General features: G+C 43.6%; 14 protein-coding genes. 6 read left to right on the plus strand and 8 right to left on the minus strand.

What is annotated here, in order from left to right:
* Positions 1-38 precede the first annotated feature (38 nt).
* From AB8Q18_00090 to AB8Q18_00115, 6 genes are all read right to left on the minus strand, one after another.
* Positions 39-506, minus strand: coding sequence for a Coq4 family protein (locus tag AB8Q18_00090; protein ID XDZ51489.1), 468 nt, complete (start codon positions 504-506; stop codon positions 39-41).
* A 106-nt stretch (positions 507-612) separates the two neighbouring features.
* Positions 613-2,094, minus strand: coding sequence for a surface lipoprotein assembly modifier (locus AB8Q18_00095; protein XDZ51490.1), 1,482 nt, complete (start codon positions 2,092-2,094; stop codon positions 613-615).
* 61 nt (positions 2,095-2,155) lie between these two features.
* Complete coding sequence (locus tag AB8Q18_00100; protein ID XDZ51491.1) at positions 2,156-2,980, minus strand: factor H binding protein domain-containing protein; 825 nt, start codon at positions 2,978-2,980, stop codon at positions 2,156-2,158.
* A gap of 252 nt (positions 2,981-3,232) precedes the next feature.
* Positions 3,233-4,075 carry a DUF2931 family protein gene (locus AB8Q18_00105; protein XDZ51492.1) on the minus strand — a complete coding sequence of 281 codons (843 nt, stop codon included), beginning with the start codon at positions 4,073-4,075 and terminating at the stop codon, positions 3,233-3,235.
* A gap of 77 nt (positions 4,076-4,152) precedes the next feature.
* Complete coding sequence (locus tag AB8Q18_00110) at positions 4,153-5,007, minus strand: amidohydrolase (protein XDZ51493.1); 855 nt, start codon at positions 5,005-5,007, stop codon at positions 4,153-4,155.
* A gap of 12 nt (positions 5,008-5,019) precedes the next feature.
* Complete coding sequence (locus tag AB8Q18_00115; protein ID XDZ51494.1) at positions 5,020-6,315, minus strand: SLC13 family permease; 1,296 nt, start codon at positions 6,313-6,315, stop codon at positions 5,020-5,022.
* 280 nt (positions 6,316-6,595) lie between these two features.
* Between AB8Q18_00115 and AB8Q18_00120 the strand changes: the two genes are divergently transcribed.
* On the plus strand, positions 6,596-7,261 hold the full coding sequence (locus AB8Q18_00120) for a helix-turn-helix transcriptional regulator (protein ID XDZ51495.1): 666 nt from the start codon (positions 6,596-6,598) through the stop codon (positions 7,259-7,261).
* Between the two features lie 284 nt (positions 7,262-7,545).
* On the opposite strand, the gene AB8Q18_00125 is transcribed toward AB8Q18_00120, so the two are convergent.
* Together AB8Q18_00125 and AB8Q18_00130 are read right to left on the minus strand one after the other, a co-directional pair.
* Complete coding sequence (locus tag AB8Q18_00125) at positions 7,546-8,553, minus strand: hypothetical protein (GenBank protein ID XDZ51496.1); 1,008 nt, start codon at positions 8,551-8,553, stop codon at positions 7,546-7,548.
* The gene (locus tag AB8Q18_00130) at positions 8,550-9,137 is read right to left on the minus strand and encodes a class I SAM-dependent methyltransferase (GenBank protein XDZ51497.1); all 588 of its coding nucleotides are present in this window, start codon (positions 9,135-9,137) and stop codon (positions 8,550-8,552) included. Before AB8Q18_00130 ends, AB8Q18_00125 begins: the two co-directional genes overlap by 4 nt.
* A 349-nt stretch (positions 9,138-9,486) precedes the next feature.
* Here AB8Q18_00130 and AB8Q18_00135 point away from each other — a divergent pair, with 349 nt between their 5' ends.
* The 5 genes from AB8Q18_00135 to AB8Q18_00155 are packed head-to-tail and all read left to right on the plus strand — an operon-like array spanning position 9,487 to position 18,606.
* Positions 9,487-11,436: a sigma-70 family RNA polymerase sigma factor gene (locus AB8Q18_00135; GenBank protein ID XDZ51498.1), complete on the plus strand. Its 1,950-nt coding sequence runs from the start codon at positions 9,487-9,489 to the stop codon at positions 11,434-11,436.
* A 32-nt stretch (positions 11,437-11,468) separates the two neighbouring features.
* Positions 11,469-12,971 carry an ATP-binding protein gene (locus AB8Q18_00140; GenBank protein ID XDZ51499.1) on the plus strand — a complete coding sequence of 501 codons (1,503 nt, stop codon included), beginning with the start codon at positions 11,469-11,471 and terminating at the stop codon, positions 12,969-12,971.
* Between the two features lie 24 nt (positions 12,972-12,995).
* Positions 12,996-15,833, plus strand: a complete 2,838-nt coding sequence (locus AB8Q18_00145) for a Z1 domain-containing protein (protein XDZ51500.1) — start codon at positions 12,996-12,998, stop codon at positions 15,831-15,833.
* Positions 15,817-16,812, plus strand: coding sequence for a PD-(D/E)XK motif protein (locus AB8Q18_00150; protein XDZ51501.1), 996 nt, complete (start codon positions 15,817-15,819; stop codon positions 16,810-16,812). Before AB8Q18_00145 ends, AB8Q18_00150 begins: the two co-directional genes overlap by 17 nt.
* Positions 16,813-18,606: an AIPR family protein gene (locus AB8Q18_00155; GenBank protein ID XDZ51502.1), complete on the plus strand. Its 1,794-nt coding sequence runs from the start codon at positions 16,813-16,815 to the stop codon at positions 18,604-18,606.
* The last annotated feature ends 153 nt before the right edge of the window (positions 18,607-18,759 follow it).

Below are 18,759 nucleotides of genomic sequence, written 5' to 3' on the forward strand. Positions count from 1 at the left end.
TTCGCCCCAACGGTGTGGATCGTTGGGGCGAAAGTCGTTTAGGCGTGGTGGGTATGGATATTAAAGCAGCGGCGCAGATCGGCCACATCGCAGCTTAAAAGGCGCAAAAAATCTTCGCGATAAAAAGGATGCGCCTGCTGGCCTTGCCGTTTGGCGCGCCAAAAGCGGCGGCATTGTTCTGGGTAGAGCAGGAGGCCGGTGATCAACACCATGCGCAGATAGGGGCTGCGTTTGCCGTTGCCCCATAGGTAATACTGCATTTCGATCTCGCCCAAAACCGTCGGCGGAATCGCCGTCAGTACGTGGGCCACGTCATGGTCTTCAAACTGAGACAAGAGGGTGTAGCGGTGCTGGCTTAAAAACTGCCCCAGGGCCTGGCCCAAGCTGTCGTTGGGATAGGCCGTCATTTTCGCCAAGTCCAAGCGCCAAGCGGGCTTGGTTTTATAGGCGCGTTGATACAAGGGGCGGCTCAGCCGATAGCCAAAAATGATGAAGGTTTTGCGCATAGAGTGGTCAGAAATCGAAAAGAAGGTCAATGTGCTCGATCATAGCTTAACCATGCTAAAAACATGGTTAATTTGCCTATCTTTACCTAATGAAGGCTGTGTGTGTTTAAAACGTTTTTTCTAGCGAGACATACCATTGTTGATTTTGCCTGCTGTAAAAAGCGGGCAGATTGCTGCGAATTTTTTGATAGCGCACATTCAGCTTAGGCGTGAGGCCTTTGAAATGCAAGGCGCGGTGCCATAGGGCAAGATTGGCTTGGTATTCGGTGTCTTTTCTGGTTTGGTTTAGAAAAAAATGGGGAGCGTCAAATTGGCGTTGGCCATAGCGCAAGTTGACTCGGGTGCTGATGCCCCCGGCCAGCTCTTTGGCAAAGCCAATGCGGGCGCTGATTTTTTTAGAAGATTCATCCACAGCCTGAAGACGGTCGATTTGATGATCTAGGCCGCCATGCAGCATGAAGGTGGGCGACATAAAATGGGCCAGAGTGCCGGAAAAAGCATGTAAGTTGCCTTGATAGCGGCGTAAGGCAGCGTCGGCATAGCGTTTATGGGCGTAAGTATAGGCGCCAATAGCCTGCGTTCGGGGCGACAACCAGCGGCTGTACTCAGAAACCAGGCCCAGATGGTGGCCATAGCGTTGATCATCTAGCCAGTTTTGTTCCACAAACGGGGTAAAGGCCAAGCTGGCATGAATGGTTTGGTATTTATAACCGCCTTCGAGTTTAAACGTGTGCTCATTATAGTCCGGTTGGTCCCAATAGCGCGTACCGTTTAGCTGGGCGGTAAGGGTGGCAAAGTGATTGCCCTTAAGATTGAATTCTCTGTGGGCGCTGAAATAAGCGCTGATGCCATTGGCTTTTTTGGGCAGTGTGTCATCGTTTTTGGTAAAGCGGTAAGGGCCAAGGTTAAACTCCTTTACCGAAGAGGCGTTATTGACGTTGTCGTTTTTAACGTATTGCATCCCTAGCTGAATGTCCCACCCCATTTTTCGTTGAATGGCCTCAAGGTATTGGTTGCTTAAGTGTTGAATGTTGGGTTGGCCATTGGCCGACTTCACCTTAATGAACTGGTCTTGGGCTGCCGTGTATTCTTTATTTTCATAGAGCATGGCCGCGAGGTCGAATCGAACGTAAAGCAGGTTAGGCTGTTGCGCTACGATGTGACGATAGGCTTTAATGGCCTGTTCGTGATGTCCTTGCTGGCGCCAAAGCGCGCCTTGCGCATAGGCTAATAAAATCGAGTCGTGTGTGGGTATTTGGGCATAAATGGGGATGATTTTGGCCAGCAGTGGCCATTGTTTTTGCTGTAGCGCTTGCTGTAGGAGCTGTTCTGTTAAAGGCTGATCTTGCAATAGCTGGCTGGGCCGCAGTTGGCTGAGGTCAACATCAGTGACCAGTACGCTGGTGGTTGGTTGGGCAGGCGCGCTAATGGTGGGTTTGTGGTCGCTAGGTACAGCTTGCTGTACTAAGGCGCCGCCGTCGAAATTGGGATTGAGTAAGGCCGAAGGCGTGGCGGCTACAGACAGGATAGGATACACAGCACAACAGGCGGCAAAACCGCAGTGAAACCGTAAAAAAGAGTAAGCCATGCGGTCGCCATCGTTAAAAAGTCAAAAGGCCGCCGCTTTCGGCGGCCTTATTTACACTCGCTTAGCGTTTGCCCGCGAAGCCGATTTCGGTATTGACGATGTCACCGTAGTAGGCTGCGCCCGCAATTTCTTCAGCGTTGGGGCCGAAAAAGCCAAGCTCGTAAAAGCCGCCGCCGTTGGGCTGTTTGCTTGCGCTCATTTGGCCCATGATGCCCATACCGACCATGTCTTGATTCATGGCTTTATTAATGTGGCCTTTGGCTAAGGTGATTTGACCATAGGTATTAAGGCCAGAAATGGCGCCGCTGCCTGTACGGGCATCAAAGTCGACATTGTAGCTGAGCGTGCCTTGCTCTTTATCGCTAAAGGCCACGCCGTTATAGGTAAAGGTGCCGGTGGTGGGTAATCCCTGTTCCGTGGTGGTGAGACCGCGAACATGATCAATCGACAGCCTACCTGTTTCAGAAAGATTCAGAGAATCTTTGGTGACTAAGGTGCCAATCACCATAGAGTAGGGTTGTTGATAAATCTTCATCGTGGCTTCTGCATTGCCTTTACGGCCAGAATCATCCTGATAATTTAGGGTGACTTTTTTATCAGAAAACCCATCTTTTAAAGAAGAAAAATCAATCTTCTCATCATGGCGCACAGTTTTGCCGTCAATGGTGAGCTGGGTGTAGATCAGATCGGAATCTTCATAGGGGGCAAAGTCCTTGGCCTGCTTAACAGCCGACTGATACGCTGTGGGTACATTGCTCAGTGAAGACTGGTTTGGACCAGGTTTTTCCGTTGAGTCTGTGTTGGGTGAACTGCTACCGCCACCGCCGCCGCAAGCGCTGAGGATTAAAACAGCGGCTGCCGTTAACGCTATTTTATACATGGCCATAAGTTGGTTCCGATCTCATTAAAAATGCACAGGATATAATCTAAGTGTCTGATTAAAACAAAGTCATATGTCGGTGTCAATTTTAAAAAATGCTAAGAGGGATGATTAAATGGACATTTATATTTTTCAATGACTTAGGGCTTTATTGTGGTGTGGTAATTATGGTTGATCACGGAGGTGATGATCTGAACATAAAAGGGTGCCGCTCTGTGATCAAGATTAAGGCTGTGCACCTAGGACAGGGGGTTTATTTCAGTAGGGCAACAGCCGCTGCATCGATCGGATGACGTTGGGCACGATGCGTATCGGATTAGGCGTCGCAGGCTCTTGCTCTAAAAGCGTACAAGTGCCGCTGTAGACGGCTAGATTGGCCGTAGTTGTTCCCGTATTCACTCGCCGAGTTTCGCCTTGGGCATTGCTGTGGCCACAGTAGTGAAAGCCATCGTCGCGGGTAATTCGGTAGGTGAAATTGGCGATGGGTTGTTTTTCGGCAAGAAACACAAATAATTCATCGTTATAGGGATTGGTGCGGCGCTTGGTTTCGGTTTTGACAAACTCGGCCCGGCTTTGCCTCTGCCGTGTTGACGGTAAGGAGCCGATAAAGTCGGCCCATGGTCGATCGGTTTTTTGCGCCTGCCATTCATCGCCTAGCTGCACTTCGTGTTGGCTACTGCCCAGCCATAGGGTGAGTCGGCCCTTGTCGGCCAAGCTCACGATTAAGCGGCTAAAGCCTTCTTGCGGGTGTTGGCGCAAGAGCCGCACAATGTCTTGGCGCGGCAGCGCCATGCGCCCGCCCCAAAATTGATCATCGTCGCCGTCTAACCACACAATATTGAGGCTGGTCGGCAAGGCCGACAGCGTTTTGAACGTCACGCTGGCCGGCGCGACGGCTTCTTTACCCCAACCGTCCCAGCCGCCAAAATAGGCCACAGGCTGGCCTTGGGCGTCGGCTAAATAGCTGCCTTCACGATCCATCACTAAGCCAGCAGTGCCTTGCGGTTCAATCTCTACCGTTAAGGTATGCGCCCACAGCGGCGCCAAGCCTAGGCTTAAGGATAAGGCCAGTATGGCCAAGGGTTGGGTGTGGATCGACATGGGTAAAGCCCTCAAGGTAGGAGCCACCATTGTAGGGGAATGCTGAGGATAGGAAAAGCGGCCTTGCCCACTCTTGCCTAAAGCCGAAACAGCGCCTGAGCCGAAGCCCCCAGCACCGTTTGGCGTAGCCCTTCATCCGGCAGCCAGTCAGACAGCTGCGCCACCGTGGCGGCGTAGTTCACCAGCGTTTCGTGTTGGGTGTGCGGCCAGTCGCTGCCCCACAGCAAGCGCTCTGGCCCAAGCCGACGCAGGAGTAGCGGTATGGCGGTGCTGGTAAAGGTAAACTGCTCGGCAGGATCGGTGCTGATGCGGTACAGGCCAGACAGCTTAAACCAGACCGTGCGCGCCTCGGCCGCCTGATCTAATAGCTGGTGATAAGCGTGATCCTGCACCAGCGCATCGACGTATTGGGGGCGGCCAAAATGGTCGATGACCACGTTTAGGCCTTGATCCAGCAGCGGCGGGAGCATGGCCAACAGCTGGGCCACGTTGCCGTGTAGCTGTACCTGCCAGCCCAGTGATGCCAAATGGGGCAGCAGCGCCTGCCAGGCGGGCGCATTCAGATCAGGCAGGTGGGTGCCGACCAGATTAAAGCGAATGCCTACCACGCCGACCTGGGCCATGGCCGCTAGATCGGCCCAAGGCGTGTCGACATCAATGACGGCAATGCCATGCAGGCGCGGCCCCGCGCTGGCCAGCGCCGCCAGTAAATAATGATTGTCGGTGCCTAAAAAGCTGGGTTGAACCAGAATGCCGTGGCTGAGCTGGTGTTGGTCTAGATGGCCCAGATAATCGTCGATGCTGGCGGTGTAGCTGGGCGTATAGCGACGCTCGGCCACCATGGGCAGGTCGGGGTGAAACACATGGGCGTGGGTGTCTACCCGAATGAGGGTGCTGGCTGCGGCGCCGTTGGGTATGTGAAGATCAGACATATGGATTCCTTTTCATAAAAAGAGGCTGAGGAGGACGCTGGCGAGCAAAGACAAGGCCACGCTGGCCGGCACCGCCACAAAAATCAGCTGCGGGAACAGGCGCGCCCGCGCATCGGCATCGGCCACCGCCCCGAGAATGAGGCTGCCGCCGGATGAGAACGGTGAGATGGCGCTGGATTGAGCCCCCACCACGATGCAGATAAACAGCAGCATCGGGTCTAGCCCCGTGGTGAAGGCCAAGGCCGGCACCAGCGGGAACAGCGCCGGCGTGACCACGCCTAAGGTGCTGCTGAAAAACGACATGATGGCCGCCACCAGGCCAATGACTAAGGGCACCGCAATGATGGGGATGTTGCCGCCGATCCAGCTGGCAATGATGTCCAGCGTGCCGGCCTCAATGGCCAATCCCACCAGCACACCTACGCCGCAAATCATGATCAGCGTTTCCCACGGTACTTTGGCGATGACGGTTTTTTCATCCGCTAGGCCCAACATCAGCCCGATCACGGCCATGCTCAAACCCACCCAGCCCACATTGATGCGCGCATTGAGCCAGCTAAGGACGGCCACGTCGGGCCAAATAAAGGCCAGCACCGGCGGCAGCAGAATGATGAGCATCATCACCACGATGAGCAGCAGATTGATTTTTTGCTTGGGGGCAAACGGCTCTGGCCTCGCCAACTCTATGTCTTGGCCTATGCTGCGGTTGCTTTTGGGTAAGAATAAAAACAGCGCAATCAGTACCAGCGCATAGGCGAAGGTGGCGGCGAAAATGGCGAATGAAAAGCCAAACGATTCGCTGCCGTAGCCGGCATGGTCCATTAGCCCCCGAAAGATCACCCCACTGCCGCTGATCATGAAATTGGCCCCAACCAGCGCCCCACAGTTAATCGCCACCGCCCCGACCAGATGGCTCATCTTGACCTTGTCGCACAAGAGCAGGGTAATTGGCGCCATAAATGCCAACACCGTATAAAAGCCCGCGCCCAAGGCCGCGACCACCAGCGCCGCAGCAAACAGCGCAAACGGCAACAGCCGCGGCGTGCCGCGCAGGGCATACACCACCCACAGCGCCAGCTTTTCTAAGGTGCCGTTGATCAAGGCGATGTTGTAGAACAGTGCCACCGCGAAAATCACAAAGAAAATGCCCATCGGCCATTTGGCCAACAGCGCCGACGCGGGTAAGTCCATGACGAAACAGCCGATCACATAGGCAAAAAAGAGGGCGATGAGGCCGACGTTGAATTTAGTGCGGTAGCCGATGACGATGGCGGCTAGGAGGGCGAGAATGATGATGAGGCTGAGCATGGGGGTCTCCTTTATATGTCATTTGGTTATTATTTTTTCATAAAAATATTTCCCTTGGGAAATAAAATGACAAAAGCGTTTTATTTTTCTAAACCTGTGGTGAATAAGCGAAAAATAGGCGTAAATGTCGCTTTATATTGATTAGTTTGTTAATAATTAAAGGTTTTTTGTCTTGATTTGTTTTGAATTAGCGAATCGCTATTGCTCATTTTTAGGCTGAACTTTGTCAGTATTTCCTTAGGGTTGTTTACCTGTAGGGCTGTCATCGTAATAATGAGTTATGGATAAATATGAACGTCGTCGTCAGCGCCTATTATTTTTAAAAAAGCAGTTTTGCCAGAATAAAATTTCGCTTTTGGCAGATCGGCTCGATCGCCCACATTCCTATGTGTCGAGAATGCTGTATCCAGAAGGAAAGGCGCATAAGAGGCGCATTGGTGACGACATGCTGGAGCATATTGCGCATACGTTTGACGTGTCTAAAGCGTGGGTCGATGGCCTTGAAGCAGCGACATTGACGTCAACGGTGCGTTTTCGGTTTGGCGATGAGCAGGTGGATACCACGATCCAGCCCTCACCTTGGTTGAAAAGCATAGAAGTTTCTTCGGCTCAAGCGTATGACCAGCTTGGCTTAAGCCATCATGATGACGTGTGTTTGATGGTGCCGTGTGACGACAGCATGGCGCCCACGATACCGAAACAAAGCATGGTCTTGATGGACCATACCGTTCATCGGTTTATAGGTGATGGGGTGTATTGCCTGAGATTTGGTGATTTGATGACGTTTCGCCGTCTACAGCATGGCCCCAATGGCGACATTAGGGTGACCACGGACAATGACGTATATGCACAAGGGGCGTTTAGCTATCATCCGAAAGCATCCGTTCCTTGGGTGATCTGTGGCAAACTTTTTAAAGTTTTGCCATTGCAATTTATTGATGTGTAAAGACAATACTTGACTGGGTTTTAGGTTTGTAACCTAGGTAGTGCTGCGGCCAGCTCATGTAGGGTGGTGCAAAGCGCAGCGTGCCCACCATAAGCTTCCAATTTCCCAAAGGTTTGAGCTATGTCGCTATTGATTGATGGTTGTCTTTCGTCTGTAGTCGATCCTTATCTGGAACCCACCTCGGCGGCTAAAGGGGACGGAGGCTTCACTTTATGGCCAGCGCGGCGAGCTAATGGCTATCTTCTTGTATCACTTCATCTTCCTGCCCGTTTCATGGCCAGTCGTTAAATCGACTTAGGCAGCCACGGCGTCATAGGCAAAGATTTGCCTGCTTCTGTATAAACGTCTTGTATAAAGCGTTGGCGTGCGGAAACGGTTGGGCCGGTTTGTTGGATTAGGGTTTCGCGTAGGGGGTGATGGCTGCTGATTAAAAACTCGTTGCGCTGATGCAGCCGTGCCAATAAAGACGGCGCTGGCAGTCGCCCAAACTTGCCGCCTTCGCCGCGATTACAGCTTGGGCAGCTTAAAACCAAGTTCCAGATGCCGTCCAGGCGATAGCGGTCATGGCCCCAAATGGTTTTGAGCTGATGGGGCATAAAGTGGTCTACGTCGGGCAGCAGCCCTTGGCCGCTGATGTCGATGTCGCCATGACAGTAGAAGCAGTGGCCTTTTTGATAACCATTTAAAGCTGATCTTGAAGATGTAACCGTGCGTCGGCGCAAGGGCTGCTGCACGAATAGGGATTGATCTGCGTCGTCGTAGCCGATGTAGATATGGCTGCGGCTGAGCTTTAGGGCCCAAGCCTGTTCAACCAAGCGCCAGCGTGATTCGGCCTCGTTCATGAGGCCGTTAAAAGCCTGCTGCTGTTGCAGCTCAGCAAAGGCGTCGGTGATGAGGATGCCCTTAGCCGCGCGGACATAAAAAGGCGTGGCGATGTCGTCAGGGCCGAGGCGATGAAAGGCGTCTAAAACGTAGGTGAATCCCGTTCGGCGCACGGCGTCTTCCCATTGTCCTTGGGTGGTGTCGCCTTGATGGAAGGCTTGAGCGGCCGCCACCAACGGCAGATGGGCGCGCGTTGACTGCTTGGGCATTTCTTTAATGTGCTGGCTTAATTCTGCGGCAAATGCTGGTGTTAAATCATCAGGCAGCAATAGCTGGCCAGCCTCTGGCTTTAGGTTTAATAAGGTTTTGGCTAGGGCAAATTTATAGCTAGCGGTGTTTTGCCCCAATAAAATCAACGCTCGCCAATAGTCGACGAGCGTGGGGTCGGCCAGGTAAAAGGCTTTACTCATGCTTGAGCCTTTTGGATTAAGGCATTAAACCATTGTTCGCTGGCGCGCTCTGGGCGGCGATCGCCCGTCAGCCATTGGCTCAGTAGCGCTGCGTCAGGCAGCTGCGCGAGCAAGGCCGCAAAGTCTACTTCATTCATGTCGGTGAACACCCGCCCACCGTGTGCCCTCACGCCAGAGCCGTATTTAAACGAGGCATAGCATACGGCGCCAGGCTTAAGCGCCGTCAGCAGGCGCTGTAACACTTCAACCAAGCGCTCTGGTGGGCAATGCAATAGAGAGGCACAGCACCAAGCGCCGTCATACTCATCTACCGCTGCGATCTCAAAAAATGAACCGTGTTGGATGTCTAAACCCGTTACGACACGCGCCTGCGCCACCATTTCTTCGGCCGCGTCAAAAGCGCTGATGCGATGGCCTTTGGCCTGAAAATAGAGGCTGTCACGACCAGAGCCACAGCCCACGTCGAGGATGTGGGCGGCAGGTGGCAGCAGCGCCAAAAAAGGCGCGTACAGAGCCTCCATCTCGACGGTTAGAGTGTCGTTGATGAAGGCTTGGGCGTGTTGGTTGTAGTAGGATGAGGTCATTTTTTGGTACATTGTAGATATTTAGTATATTGTATTTTTGACAATAATACGGGTGCTTAATTTATTGTATTAAAAAATATGAATTATTGCTATTTATATATGGTTATAGATAGTTTTGTTGAGCAATAAAGAAATAATTATTAGAGATTATTTTTATTTGATTACTAATGATTAGATTTAAAAGTTAAACATGGTTAATTGCAATAAATTTCAATTATTGTAAATATTCATAATAAGTGATTATTTTAGTCATAAACAGCTGGGATTTTGATGAGGTATATGCTATTAGTTAATATAGATATTATCTAGTTTAATTAATATGTAATAGCTTTTATGCAAAGATACATATATGGACATAAAGAAAAAAAAATTAAACCCTCTAACTAAGGTAGCTGTAAAGGCTGGATCTTTAGATGTAATTAAATTATATCTTAAAAAAGATGGTTATATTGAGGCCATTGATGGTACGGGGCGAAGTTTACTCATGCTATCTATATTATTTAATAAAAAGAAAATAATAGATTATTTAATTAGTGAAGGGGCAAGCGTTGAGATTAAAGATAATTACGGCAAAGGCATATTTGATTATTTAAAAGAAAATGATGAGTTACATATGTTTGTAACAAAGCTCTTGGAGGAGAGAAGAAGTTTTTGCCTACCTTTAACTACATTAAATATTTTAGGTGATGACATAAGTAAAGAGGCTGGTATTGATTTTACTCCGGAGAAGATATCTTCTGAGGATTTAGCTTTAGTCAGCGATTGGGAAGCTGAGGAAGATATTGAAGTTCCTCTTAATGATGATACGTGTTTTGTTGATGCTAAGAAGCAACATGAAAAAATTATAAAACATACTATTATTGATTCAAGTATTACCGATTGGTCTGATATCCAGGTTACGTTACCTAGTTTAGTTAATAATAAGAATAAGCTGTATAAGGAATATAAGAACTTATATAAATTATTAGCTCAAGGGTATAGAGATGGGTTTGTTCTGTATCCGCAAATATTAGAGGCTGCTACATGCGATTTAGGAGAGTCGATATCTACACCTATTATTAATATTATTGAAAATATATTCTCTGACTTGTCTATTTGTATTGATAATAGCAGTTATGATTTTTTTGAGAAAAGTGGTACTGATGGATATGATAATAAAAATTTATTTATTGAAGCCCTAGAAGGGTTAGATCTTGAGGTCACGCAAAAATACTCTTCTTACGAGATGTATTTCAATGAAGTAAATAAAGGCTTGGCGATCGATAAAAATGAAGAAGAGCGCTTAGGTTTTCAAATGAATTTATGTATCTATAATTTAGCTCAGAATCTGGCTTTAGTTTCTGATATCGAATGGATGCATATAGAAGAGCTTTTTTGTATTGAGAGCACTGATGATGAGTTTAGTAATCAAAATGGATTTGAAAGTTTTGGAATGCTATTGGCTTGTATAAGAGTGTATCCAAATAGTGTAAATAGCAGTAGCTATTTACCAAGACCCGAAGAAAGTAAACTCCAGATCCTTCTCAGATTATCGTCTAAGTATTTAAACTCTACTACTGATCGAGAAATTCAGAAAATAATTAAACAATATAGACGTGTTAAAGATCGCTTTATTTGTGCAAATTTAAAATTAGTTATTCATTTTGCTAAAAGGTATATACGGTCAGGGTTACTTTTAGAAGATTTAATTCAGGAAGGGAATATTGGTTTGATTAAAGCAGTTGAAAGATTTGATTATCAGTTAGGATACAAATTTTCGACATACGCAACATGGTGGATTAAGCAGGGGATTACAAGGGCTATTGCGAATAGTGCATATTTTATACGGTTGCCTGTTCATATACAAGAAAAAATAGCAGCCATAGAGGCGAATAAATTAGATTTAACTAAAAAAGATCTTGATGTAAATAGCTCTTCTATTAACACTAGTCCTATCTCATTGGATGATGAAATCCAAGTAGTAGCTTTTATGGAGAATAGTAAAACCATTTTATTCAGCGATTTGAGTTTGGATGGGAAAAAATTATTTTGCAATTATCATTTTGTGAACGATGATAGAAGTGTAGAAGATATATGTTTTAGTAAAGAATTAAAATATATAGTTTTAAAGAGCCTTTGTCGTTTAGATGATCGTGAGAGGGAAGTTATTAAGTTAAGGTTTGGGTTGTGGGATGATGCTGATTTAACCTTGGAAGAAATAGGGCAACAGTTCAATTTAACGAGAGAGCGTATTAGGCAAATTGAATTGAAAGCAATAAATAAACTAAAGAAAAATATATTTGGAATTCTTAGGCTCTGATTTTTGGGTAGTAGATACAGGAATATTAATAGATGACTAATAAGATTAAATCACGCCATGCTCCACCTCAAGCTAGTGCAATGATAGAGGCCTTGAGGGGGATGGGTTATAACACAGAAACCGCCTTAGCAGATATTATTGACAATAGTATTAGTGCAAATGCAAAGAATATAGAGATCTTTTTTGAATGGGATGGAAAGAATAGTCGTATCGTTGTGAAAGATGATGGCTTTGGTATGAATGCTGAAGCTATTGATATAGCTATGAGACTGGGAGGTAGAAATCCTTTAGAGACGAGAGGAGAGAATGATCTAGGCCGTTTTGGATTAGGTTTAAAAACAGCTTCATTTTCTCAATGCAGGAGGCTTACAGTCATATCCAGTAAGGATGATAGTGTTAATAGCTTAAGGTGGGATCTTGATGTACTCAGGAATCAAACAGATGGATTCTGGCATCTTTTAGAGGGCCCATTTCCAGAGTTTCACAAGTTAACCCAAGATTTAAGAGGTTTGGGATATGGAACGATAGTTATTTGGGATGAATTGGATCGAATAATATCAGATCAATTTACTATTGATGATTGGTTAGCTTTGCTAGATCGAGTTGAAGCTCATTTGTCAATGGTTTTTCATCGCTATTTAGATCAAAGCAATGCTTTGTTTACAATAAAAATCAATAATAGGGATGTTAAGGCTTGGGATCCATTTTTACTAAACCATCCATCTAAACCGTGGAACTCTCCTACCCAATCATTTAATGAGACTAAAATTAAAATAGAGTGTCATGTTTTGCCTCATAAAGATCATTTAACTGCTAAAGAGTTTGATCTATTAGAAGGGCCTAATGGTTGGGTTGCACAGCAGGGGTTTTATATTTATAGAAACAAAAGATTACTAGTGGCAGGTAGTTGGCTTGGCCTTAAGTCTCATCGCTTAGGTGGGAAATATTGGGTAAAAGATGAAATGCATAAATTTGCAAGAATAAAACTGGATATACCAAACTCCATGGATCAAGAGTGGGGGATTGATATTCGTAAAGCGACTGCACGGCCACCAGTGTATTTGCGCCCTTGGTTAGCTAGACATGCGGAAGATACACGAAAACGAGCTCGTAGAGTATTTGTTTCTAGGGGACAAGTGACTAAAAGTGCTAGTGAGAAGATGGAGATTAAGCAGGCATGGCGGGTGGAGCATTCTAATTCGGGAATACGATATAAAATAGATTTAAGTCATCCGATAATTTATTCTGTTTTGAAAAAGGCGGAAGAGTTTCGTACTGATTTAAACATGATGTTAAAAATTATTGAAGAAACAGTACCAGTCCAAAGAATATGGTTAGATACAGCAGAAAATACAGAAATACCATTAACAAGTTTTTCTGGAGAGTCTTCAGAAGCTGTGTTTGAGGTAATATCTTTAGCATATAAAAACATGATTGAAATAAAAGGAATGACGAGCCGTGAGGCTAAGTTTAGTCTGCAATGTACAGAGCCATTTAATAACTATCCAAATTTGATTGCCATGCTAGATGATTGAAATATTTAAAGAGAGACAAATGCCATGTTGTTTAATGAAAATGAGAAACAGGTCATACAAATAGTACAAACGCTTTTATTAAATTACCAAGAAACTAATCAAATTACCCCAAGTTTGATTAATGAAAAAATAGATTTAGCATTATTACTGGACCCAAGGTTCCAAGAGAGCTTAGATCGTGACTATGTCATAGATGAGCTTATTCGGCGGTATAGTGTCTGGATTGGAGAAGATAATATTTTATGCAATAACACTGGACATATTCCATGGTTAACGATTGAAAGAAAAAAAGAATGGAAGTATTGGCAGCGTTATAAAGAATGGCAAGATAAAAAGCTACCTTGGGCCTCATTAAAAGCTTTAGATACCTCTACAGATACCATTCTAAGTTTATTGGAAGACCCAGAAAGATTAGGCTCTTGGGATAGACGGGGATTAATTGTTGGCCATGTTCAGTCTGGTAAAACTGGAAATTTTACTGGTTTGATATGTAAAGCTGCTGACGCAGGTTATAAGATTATTATTGTATTAGCAGGTATGCATAATAACTTAAGAGCACAGACTCAAATGCGTTTAGATGAGGGATTCTTAGGATATGAAACACATCCGGATCCTTCAAAAATTAGAATAATTGGTGTGGGAAATATTGATTCAGGAGTCTTACGGCCTAACTATGTAACAAACAGAACCGAAAAGGGTGATTTTAGCGATAAATTAGCGAATGGTATCGGGATTAGTCCTGAGCAACGGCCCTGGTTATTTGTAGTGAAGAAAAATAAAAGAGTTTTGGAAAGATTGCGTAAATGGATTGAGAAACATGTAGCAGATACTCAGGGTTTAGAAGCGGGACAAAAAATTGTTAGAAACTTTCCATTATTAATCATTGATGATGAAGCTGATCATGCTTCGGTTGATACTGGTGAGCAAGTATTTGATGACATGGGTTTCCCTGATGAAAAGTATGAGCCAAAAGCGATAAATAGTCTTATTAGGCAAATACTGCATTTGTTTGCTAGAAAAGCATATGTTGGTTACACCGCGACACCATTCGCAAATATTTATATTCATGAACAAGCGGAAACGCAAAAGGAGGGTAAGGATTTATTCCCAGAATCATTTATTTTGAATTTAGCCTCCCCTTCGAATTATATAGGTCCATCCAAAATATTTGGTTTAAATGATGGGACCGGAGCAAGAAAAAACCAATTGCCAATTATCCATGAGATATACGATCACATGACCGAAGACGGATTAGGTGGGTGGATGCCTTTAAAACATAAAAGTGAGCATAAGCCTTATCATATATCTGAGTTTGGTTTCCCCTCCTCTTTAGTGCAAGCAATTGACTCTTTTCTTATTGCTTGCTCTGTAAGACATTTACGTAAGCAAGGGATGGAGCATAGCTCTATGCTAATACACGTCACTCGTTTTAATCTTGTTCAACATGAAGTATATGTGAAAGTACGAGAGTACATTGAAAAAATAAGTCAAAGACTTATTAGAGGAATTGATGATAGTAAAGTTCTATTAAGGTTAAAAAAACTTTGGGAAAGTGATTTTATTCCCACTAATATGCAGATGAATATAGAAGTTTCTGATTTATGCCCAGATTCATTACCATCTTGGGATACTGTGGAAAGTATACTTCCTGAGATAGTTGGGCAAATTAATGTGAGAATGATTAATGGCACGGCAAAAGATGCTTTAGATTATGCTGATAGTGCGAGTGGTTTAAAAGTGATTGCAATTGGTGGAGATAAATTAGCGCGGGGCTTAACTTTAGAGGGGTTATGTGTTAGTTATTTTTTAAGAGCATCTAGGATGTACGATACCCTAATGCAAATGGGGCGATGGTTTGGCTATAGGGGAGGGTATCTTGATCTTTGTAGGCTTTATACTACGTCAGAATTAGTGGAATGGTTTGAACATATTGCAGATGCTTCGCTAGAGTTGAGAGAAGAGTTTAATTTAATGATGGATAGCGGAGAAACTCCGAGAGACTATGGATTAAAAGTACAGTCACATCCAACCCTAATGGTAACCTCACCTTTGAAAATGAGAACGGCAAAGTCGTTGTACTTATCATTTAGTGGTACTGTAAGTGAAACTGTAAGCTTTATTAAAGATAAAGAAATACGTAGAACTAATTTTGAGGCCTTCAGTGACTTAGTAAATAAGGTTGATCAGGAAAAAAAAGTACCCTTACATACCCGTAGTGCTTCTAGGGGTAAGCGTACTAAATCTGGGTATTTTTATTGGGAAAATGCCTCATATGCTAATGTTTTAGATTTTCTCGAGGAGTATCAAACTCACCCAGAATCACTCAAAGCAAATAGTAAAATGTTACGTAGTTATATAAAAGGAATGGTAAATCAAGGAGAACTAATATTTTGGAATATAGCCTTGATAGGAGGAAGTATCTCTAATGACCCAATAAACGTATCAGAATCAATTACGGTTAATAGGGCCCAACGGACCAGAAATGGAAGTCATGATGACCGCTATTCTATTCGTCGATTGCTATCACCTTCTGATGAATCTTTAGACTTAAGCCAAGAAGAGTGGGATGAAGCTATTGAATTAACTAAGAAGGGCTTAAATCATGACAGTTTGGATATAAATATAGAATATCCAAGCGGAATAAGTAGTCGTGCTGTTCGTGGGAGAAAAAGACCAGAAGTCGGCTTGTTAATTTTATATCTCCCTGAAGATTCTGCGGATATTAGTTTGGATGATGAAAAGAATAGTTTGGCACCATATGTAGGTTTTGCATGTAGTTTTCCTAAAAGCAAAATTGATAACAAGGTTGAATATAAAGTAAATAATATTGAATGGGAGAACTTGTATGGATCTATCAATTAGTCAGCAAATTACTGTTGCGTGGAGGGCTCTATCCGCTATTGATGATCCTGAAGGGTGGGTGTCTATTGATTTGTATAAGTATAATAACTGGTCCATTTTAGTAAGTTATAACTCTCTTAATAGGGAGCAAGCTATCATTTTTAAAATTAAAAATGACAACGCTAACTCAAGTCTTCCTATGGCACAAGGTTTTAAAGTTCTACCTTTAAAAGGTGAGTTGGGGCCAGGTTTTGTTGTGGTACGACAAAATGAAGGAGATATTGAACTATTTACAAAAATGGTGACAGATATTTGTCATACCGTAATTCAACATCAAACATTATGTGAAAGTAAATTAGCCTCTGTATTTATTAATAGAATTAATGCATGGCTTTCATTTATGGACGGAGATAGAAGACCCCTATCCCCCGAAGCTGAACTTGGATTAGTAGGGGAGCTAGAAATATTATACAGATTACTTTCTTTGAACATACCGACACCCGAAGTAATCGCTTCATGGAAAGGACCTTTAGGGGGGATAAAGGACTTTGAGTTTAGAAATGGTGCGGTTGAAACTAAAAGTACAATCTCAAGAGCTGGAATGATTGTGAAGATTGGTTCACTAGAACAATTGGATATTAGTAAAGTATCACCTTTGTTTTTGAATGGTAATATGTTTTCTATTAGTCCCGAAGGACAAACGCTTGTAGATAGGGTTAACTTAGTCGCAACTAAATTAAAGAGTTATCCTGGCGAACTTGCTAAGTTTAATAACTTGCTTCTTAGGTGTGGGTATTTAGAAAGTGATGCGGAATGCTATATTCGTAAATTTAAGGTTGAAAAATCTTTATTTTGGTTGGTTGATGAAAATTTCCCAAGATTAGTACCTGAAAATATTGCTGTGTATATAAATAAAGCTCAGTATGAGATTAATTTAACGCCACTAATGATAGATTCTGTGGAGATGAAAATTGTTGTTCAAAGATTAGGAATGGCATAAATGGAATTGGTCGATTTTTTAAGAAGAATTCAAGATGAGATTGCGGAAGAAGTCTTGGCTCGTGACGATGATTCAGGGAAACAAAATTTATATACGGAGCTTATTTTCGCCGAAATAGTTGCACGGCATATGAGTGAGATAGGAATGACGTTCGATCCTGAAATCTGTCATTATTATTCTAATATACAAGGAATATTACGACTTAGTGGCTTTGCAATTTCAGAGGATGGGGAGCAGTTAGATCTATATGTAAGTGAGTATAACGGAACTAGAGAATTAGTAAGTATACCGGACTCAGAAATTAAAACAGCTGCAGAGCGTTGTTTGAGATTTCTCAATTACTGCGTTGAGAAAAAGCTTTCTACCAAAATGGATGAGTCTCATGAAGCGTATTCATTAGTCCGTACAATTGAGGATGGCTACGCTACATTCGATCAGATACGTATTTATGTATTAACGGATAGAGTTGTTAAGACTCGACAATTTAAAAGTAGAGAAATACAGGGTAAAACAATTAAGCTTGAGGTAGTCGATATCTCTAGATTGTTCAATCATTTACAAGAAGGTAAGCCTAGGGATGAGTTAGTAGTAAATTTTGAAGTTGTTTCTGGAGGAGCTCTACCATGTGTTTGGGTACCAAATGAGGAGGGAGAATATGATTATGCGATGACAGTCATTCCTGGTGAGGCGTTGCGACATATCTATGAAAAATATGGTTCTCGTATATTAGAGGCCAATGTTAGGTCTTTTTTAAGTCAGACAGGAAAAGTGAATAGAGGCATCAGAGATACTCTGCTAAATCAACCAGAACGATTTATGGCTTATAACAATGGGGTAGTTATTATTGCAGATGAAGCTAATTTAGGAAGATTAGATGATGGTGGTATTGGTATTTCGTGGTTAAAAGGGATGCAAATAGTTAATGGTGGCCAAACCACAGCATCCATGTTTTTTACAAAAAAAAAGAACCCGCATATTAATTTAAAAGCAGTATATGTGCCAGCGAAAATTATTGTATTAAAGAAAACAGATCCGCTCGAGGAAGAGCAATTAATATCAGATATTTCTCGTTACGCAAATAGTCAAAATGCAGTACGACAATCTGATCTTTCTGCAAATAAACCATACCATATCCATTTAGAAAAATTGGCTCTATCTACTTATTGCCCTGATGGAGTAAGTAGGTGGTTCTATGAGAGAGCAAGCGGTAGCTATAAAGTAATGCTTGAGAGGGAGGGTAGAACTCCAGCAGGAGTTAAGCGGATCCAATCATGTATACCAACTAGTAGAAAAATTACAAAAACAGAATTAGCTAAATACCTTTGTGCTTGGGAACAACGTCCAGACTTGGTTAGCCTAGGAGGACAAAAAAACTTTATTGCATTTATGGAGCTGGTCCAAAGAGATGAAGAAAGTGGTAAGGATATTAATTATGATGTCACTTATTATAAAGAAACAATAGCCAAAACTATTCTTTTTAAGACGGCTCAAAAGCTTATAAGACCTCAATTTCCTGCTTACCAAGCTAATATCACTGCGTATGTTGTGTCTTTAATTGCAAAAACTCTAGGGGAAAAGATTGATTTGGCAATGATCTGGAAAAATCAAGCAATATCAGAAGGGCTTAGTAGGCAAATATTGATTTGGGCTGAAGAGGTTCAAAGTTATCTATATGAGACGGCTCAAGGGAAAATGATATCAGAGTGGGCCAAAAAAGCAGATTGTTGGACAATGCTAGCTAACTCCCATTACTCAAGTGTTATATGTTCAATTGACGAGTACTCAAAAATATAATTTGGAGTGTGGAAGTAAACCCTGCTGAAGCTAGATTTCGGTGAGGTTTACCATAATATAACTATCCGCTCAACAAAATAATTACTTGATCTCCTAAGTGAGTACGCATGGATGGCTTTACCTAAAACTATTTTTATTCTTAATAATGCAAGG

It is taken from the genome of Neisseriaceae bacterium CLB008, assembly GCA_041228285.1.
Classification (GTDB): domain Bacteria; phylum Pseudomonadota; class Gammaproteobacteria; order Burkholderiales; family Neisseriaceae; genus JAGNPU01.

Coding starts and splice junctions, on each gene's coding strand:
- AB8Q18_00145 (XDZ51500.1), top strand. CDS start 12,996: ATGTTGTTTAATGAAAATGAGAAACAGGTCATACAAATAGTACAAACG.
- AB8Q18_00095 (XDZ51490.1), bottom strand. CDS start 2,094: ATGGCTTACTCTTTTTTACGGTTTCACTGCGGTTTTGCCGCCTGTTGT.
- AB8Q18_00115 (XDZ51494.1), bottom strand. CDS start 6,315: ATGCTCAGCCTCATCATCATTCTCGCCCTCCTAGCCGCCATCGTCATC.
- AB8Q18_00155 (XDZ51502.1), top strand. CDS start 16,813: ATGGAATTGGTCGATTTTTTAAGAAGAATTCAAGATGAGATTGCGGAA.
- AB8Q18_00135 (XDZ51498.1), top strand. CDS start 9,487: ATGGACATAAAGAAAAAAAAATTAAACCCTCTAACTAAGGTAGCTGTA.
- AB8Q18_00105 (XDZ51492.1), bottom strand. CDS start 4,075: ATGTCGATCCACACCCAACCCTTGGCCATACTGGCCTTATCCTTAAGC.
- AB8Q18_00125 (XDZ51496.1), bottom strand. CDS start 8,553: ATGAGTAAAGCCTTTTACCTGGCCGACCCCACGCTCGTCGACTATTGG.
- AB8Q18_00150 (XDZ51501.1), top strand. CDS start 15,817: ATGGATCTATCAATTAGTCAGCAAATTACTGTTGCGTGGAGGGCTCTA.
- AB8Q18_00120 (XDZ51495.1), top strand. CDS start 6,596: ATGGATAAATATGAACGTCGTCGTCAGCGCCTATTATTTTTAAAAAAG.
- AB8Q18_00140 (XDZ51499.1), top strand. CDS start 11,469: ATGACTAATAAGATTAAATCACGCCATGCTCCACCTCAAGCTAGTGCA.
- AB8Q18_00110 (XDZ51493.1), bottom strand. CDS start 5,007: ATGTCTGATCTTCACATACCCAACGGCGCCGCAGCCAGCACCCTCATT.
- AB8Q18_00130 (XDZ51497.1), bottom strand. CDS start 9,137: ATGACCTCATCCTACTACAACCAACACGCCCAAGCCTTCATCAACGAC.
- AB8Q18_00090 (XDZ51489.1), bottom strand. CDS start 506: ATGCGCAAAACCTTCATCATTTTTGGCTATCGGCTGAGCCGCCCCTTG.
- AB8Q18_00100 (XDZ51491.1), bottom strand. CDS start 2,980: ATGGCCATGTATAAAATAGCGTTAACGGCAGCCGCTGTTTTAATCCTC.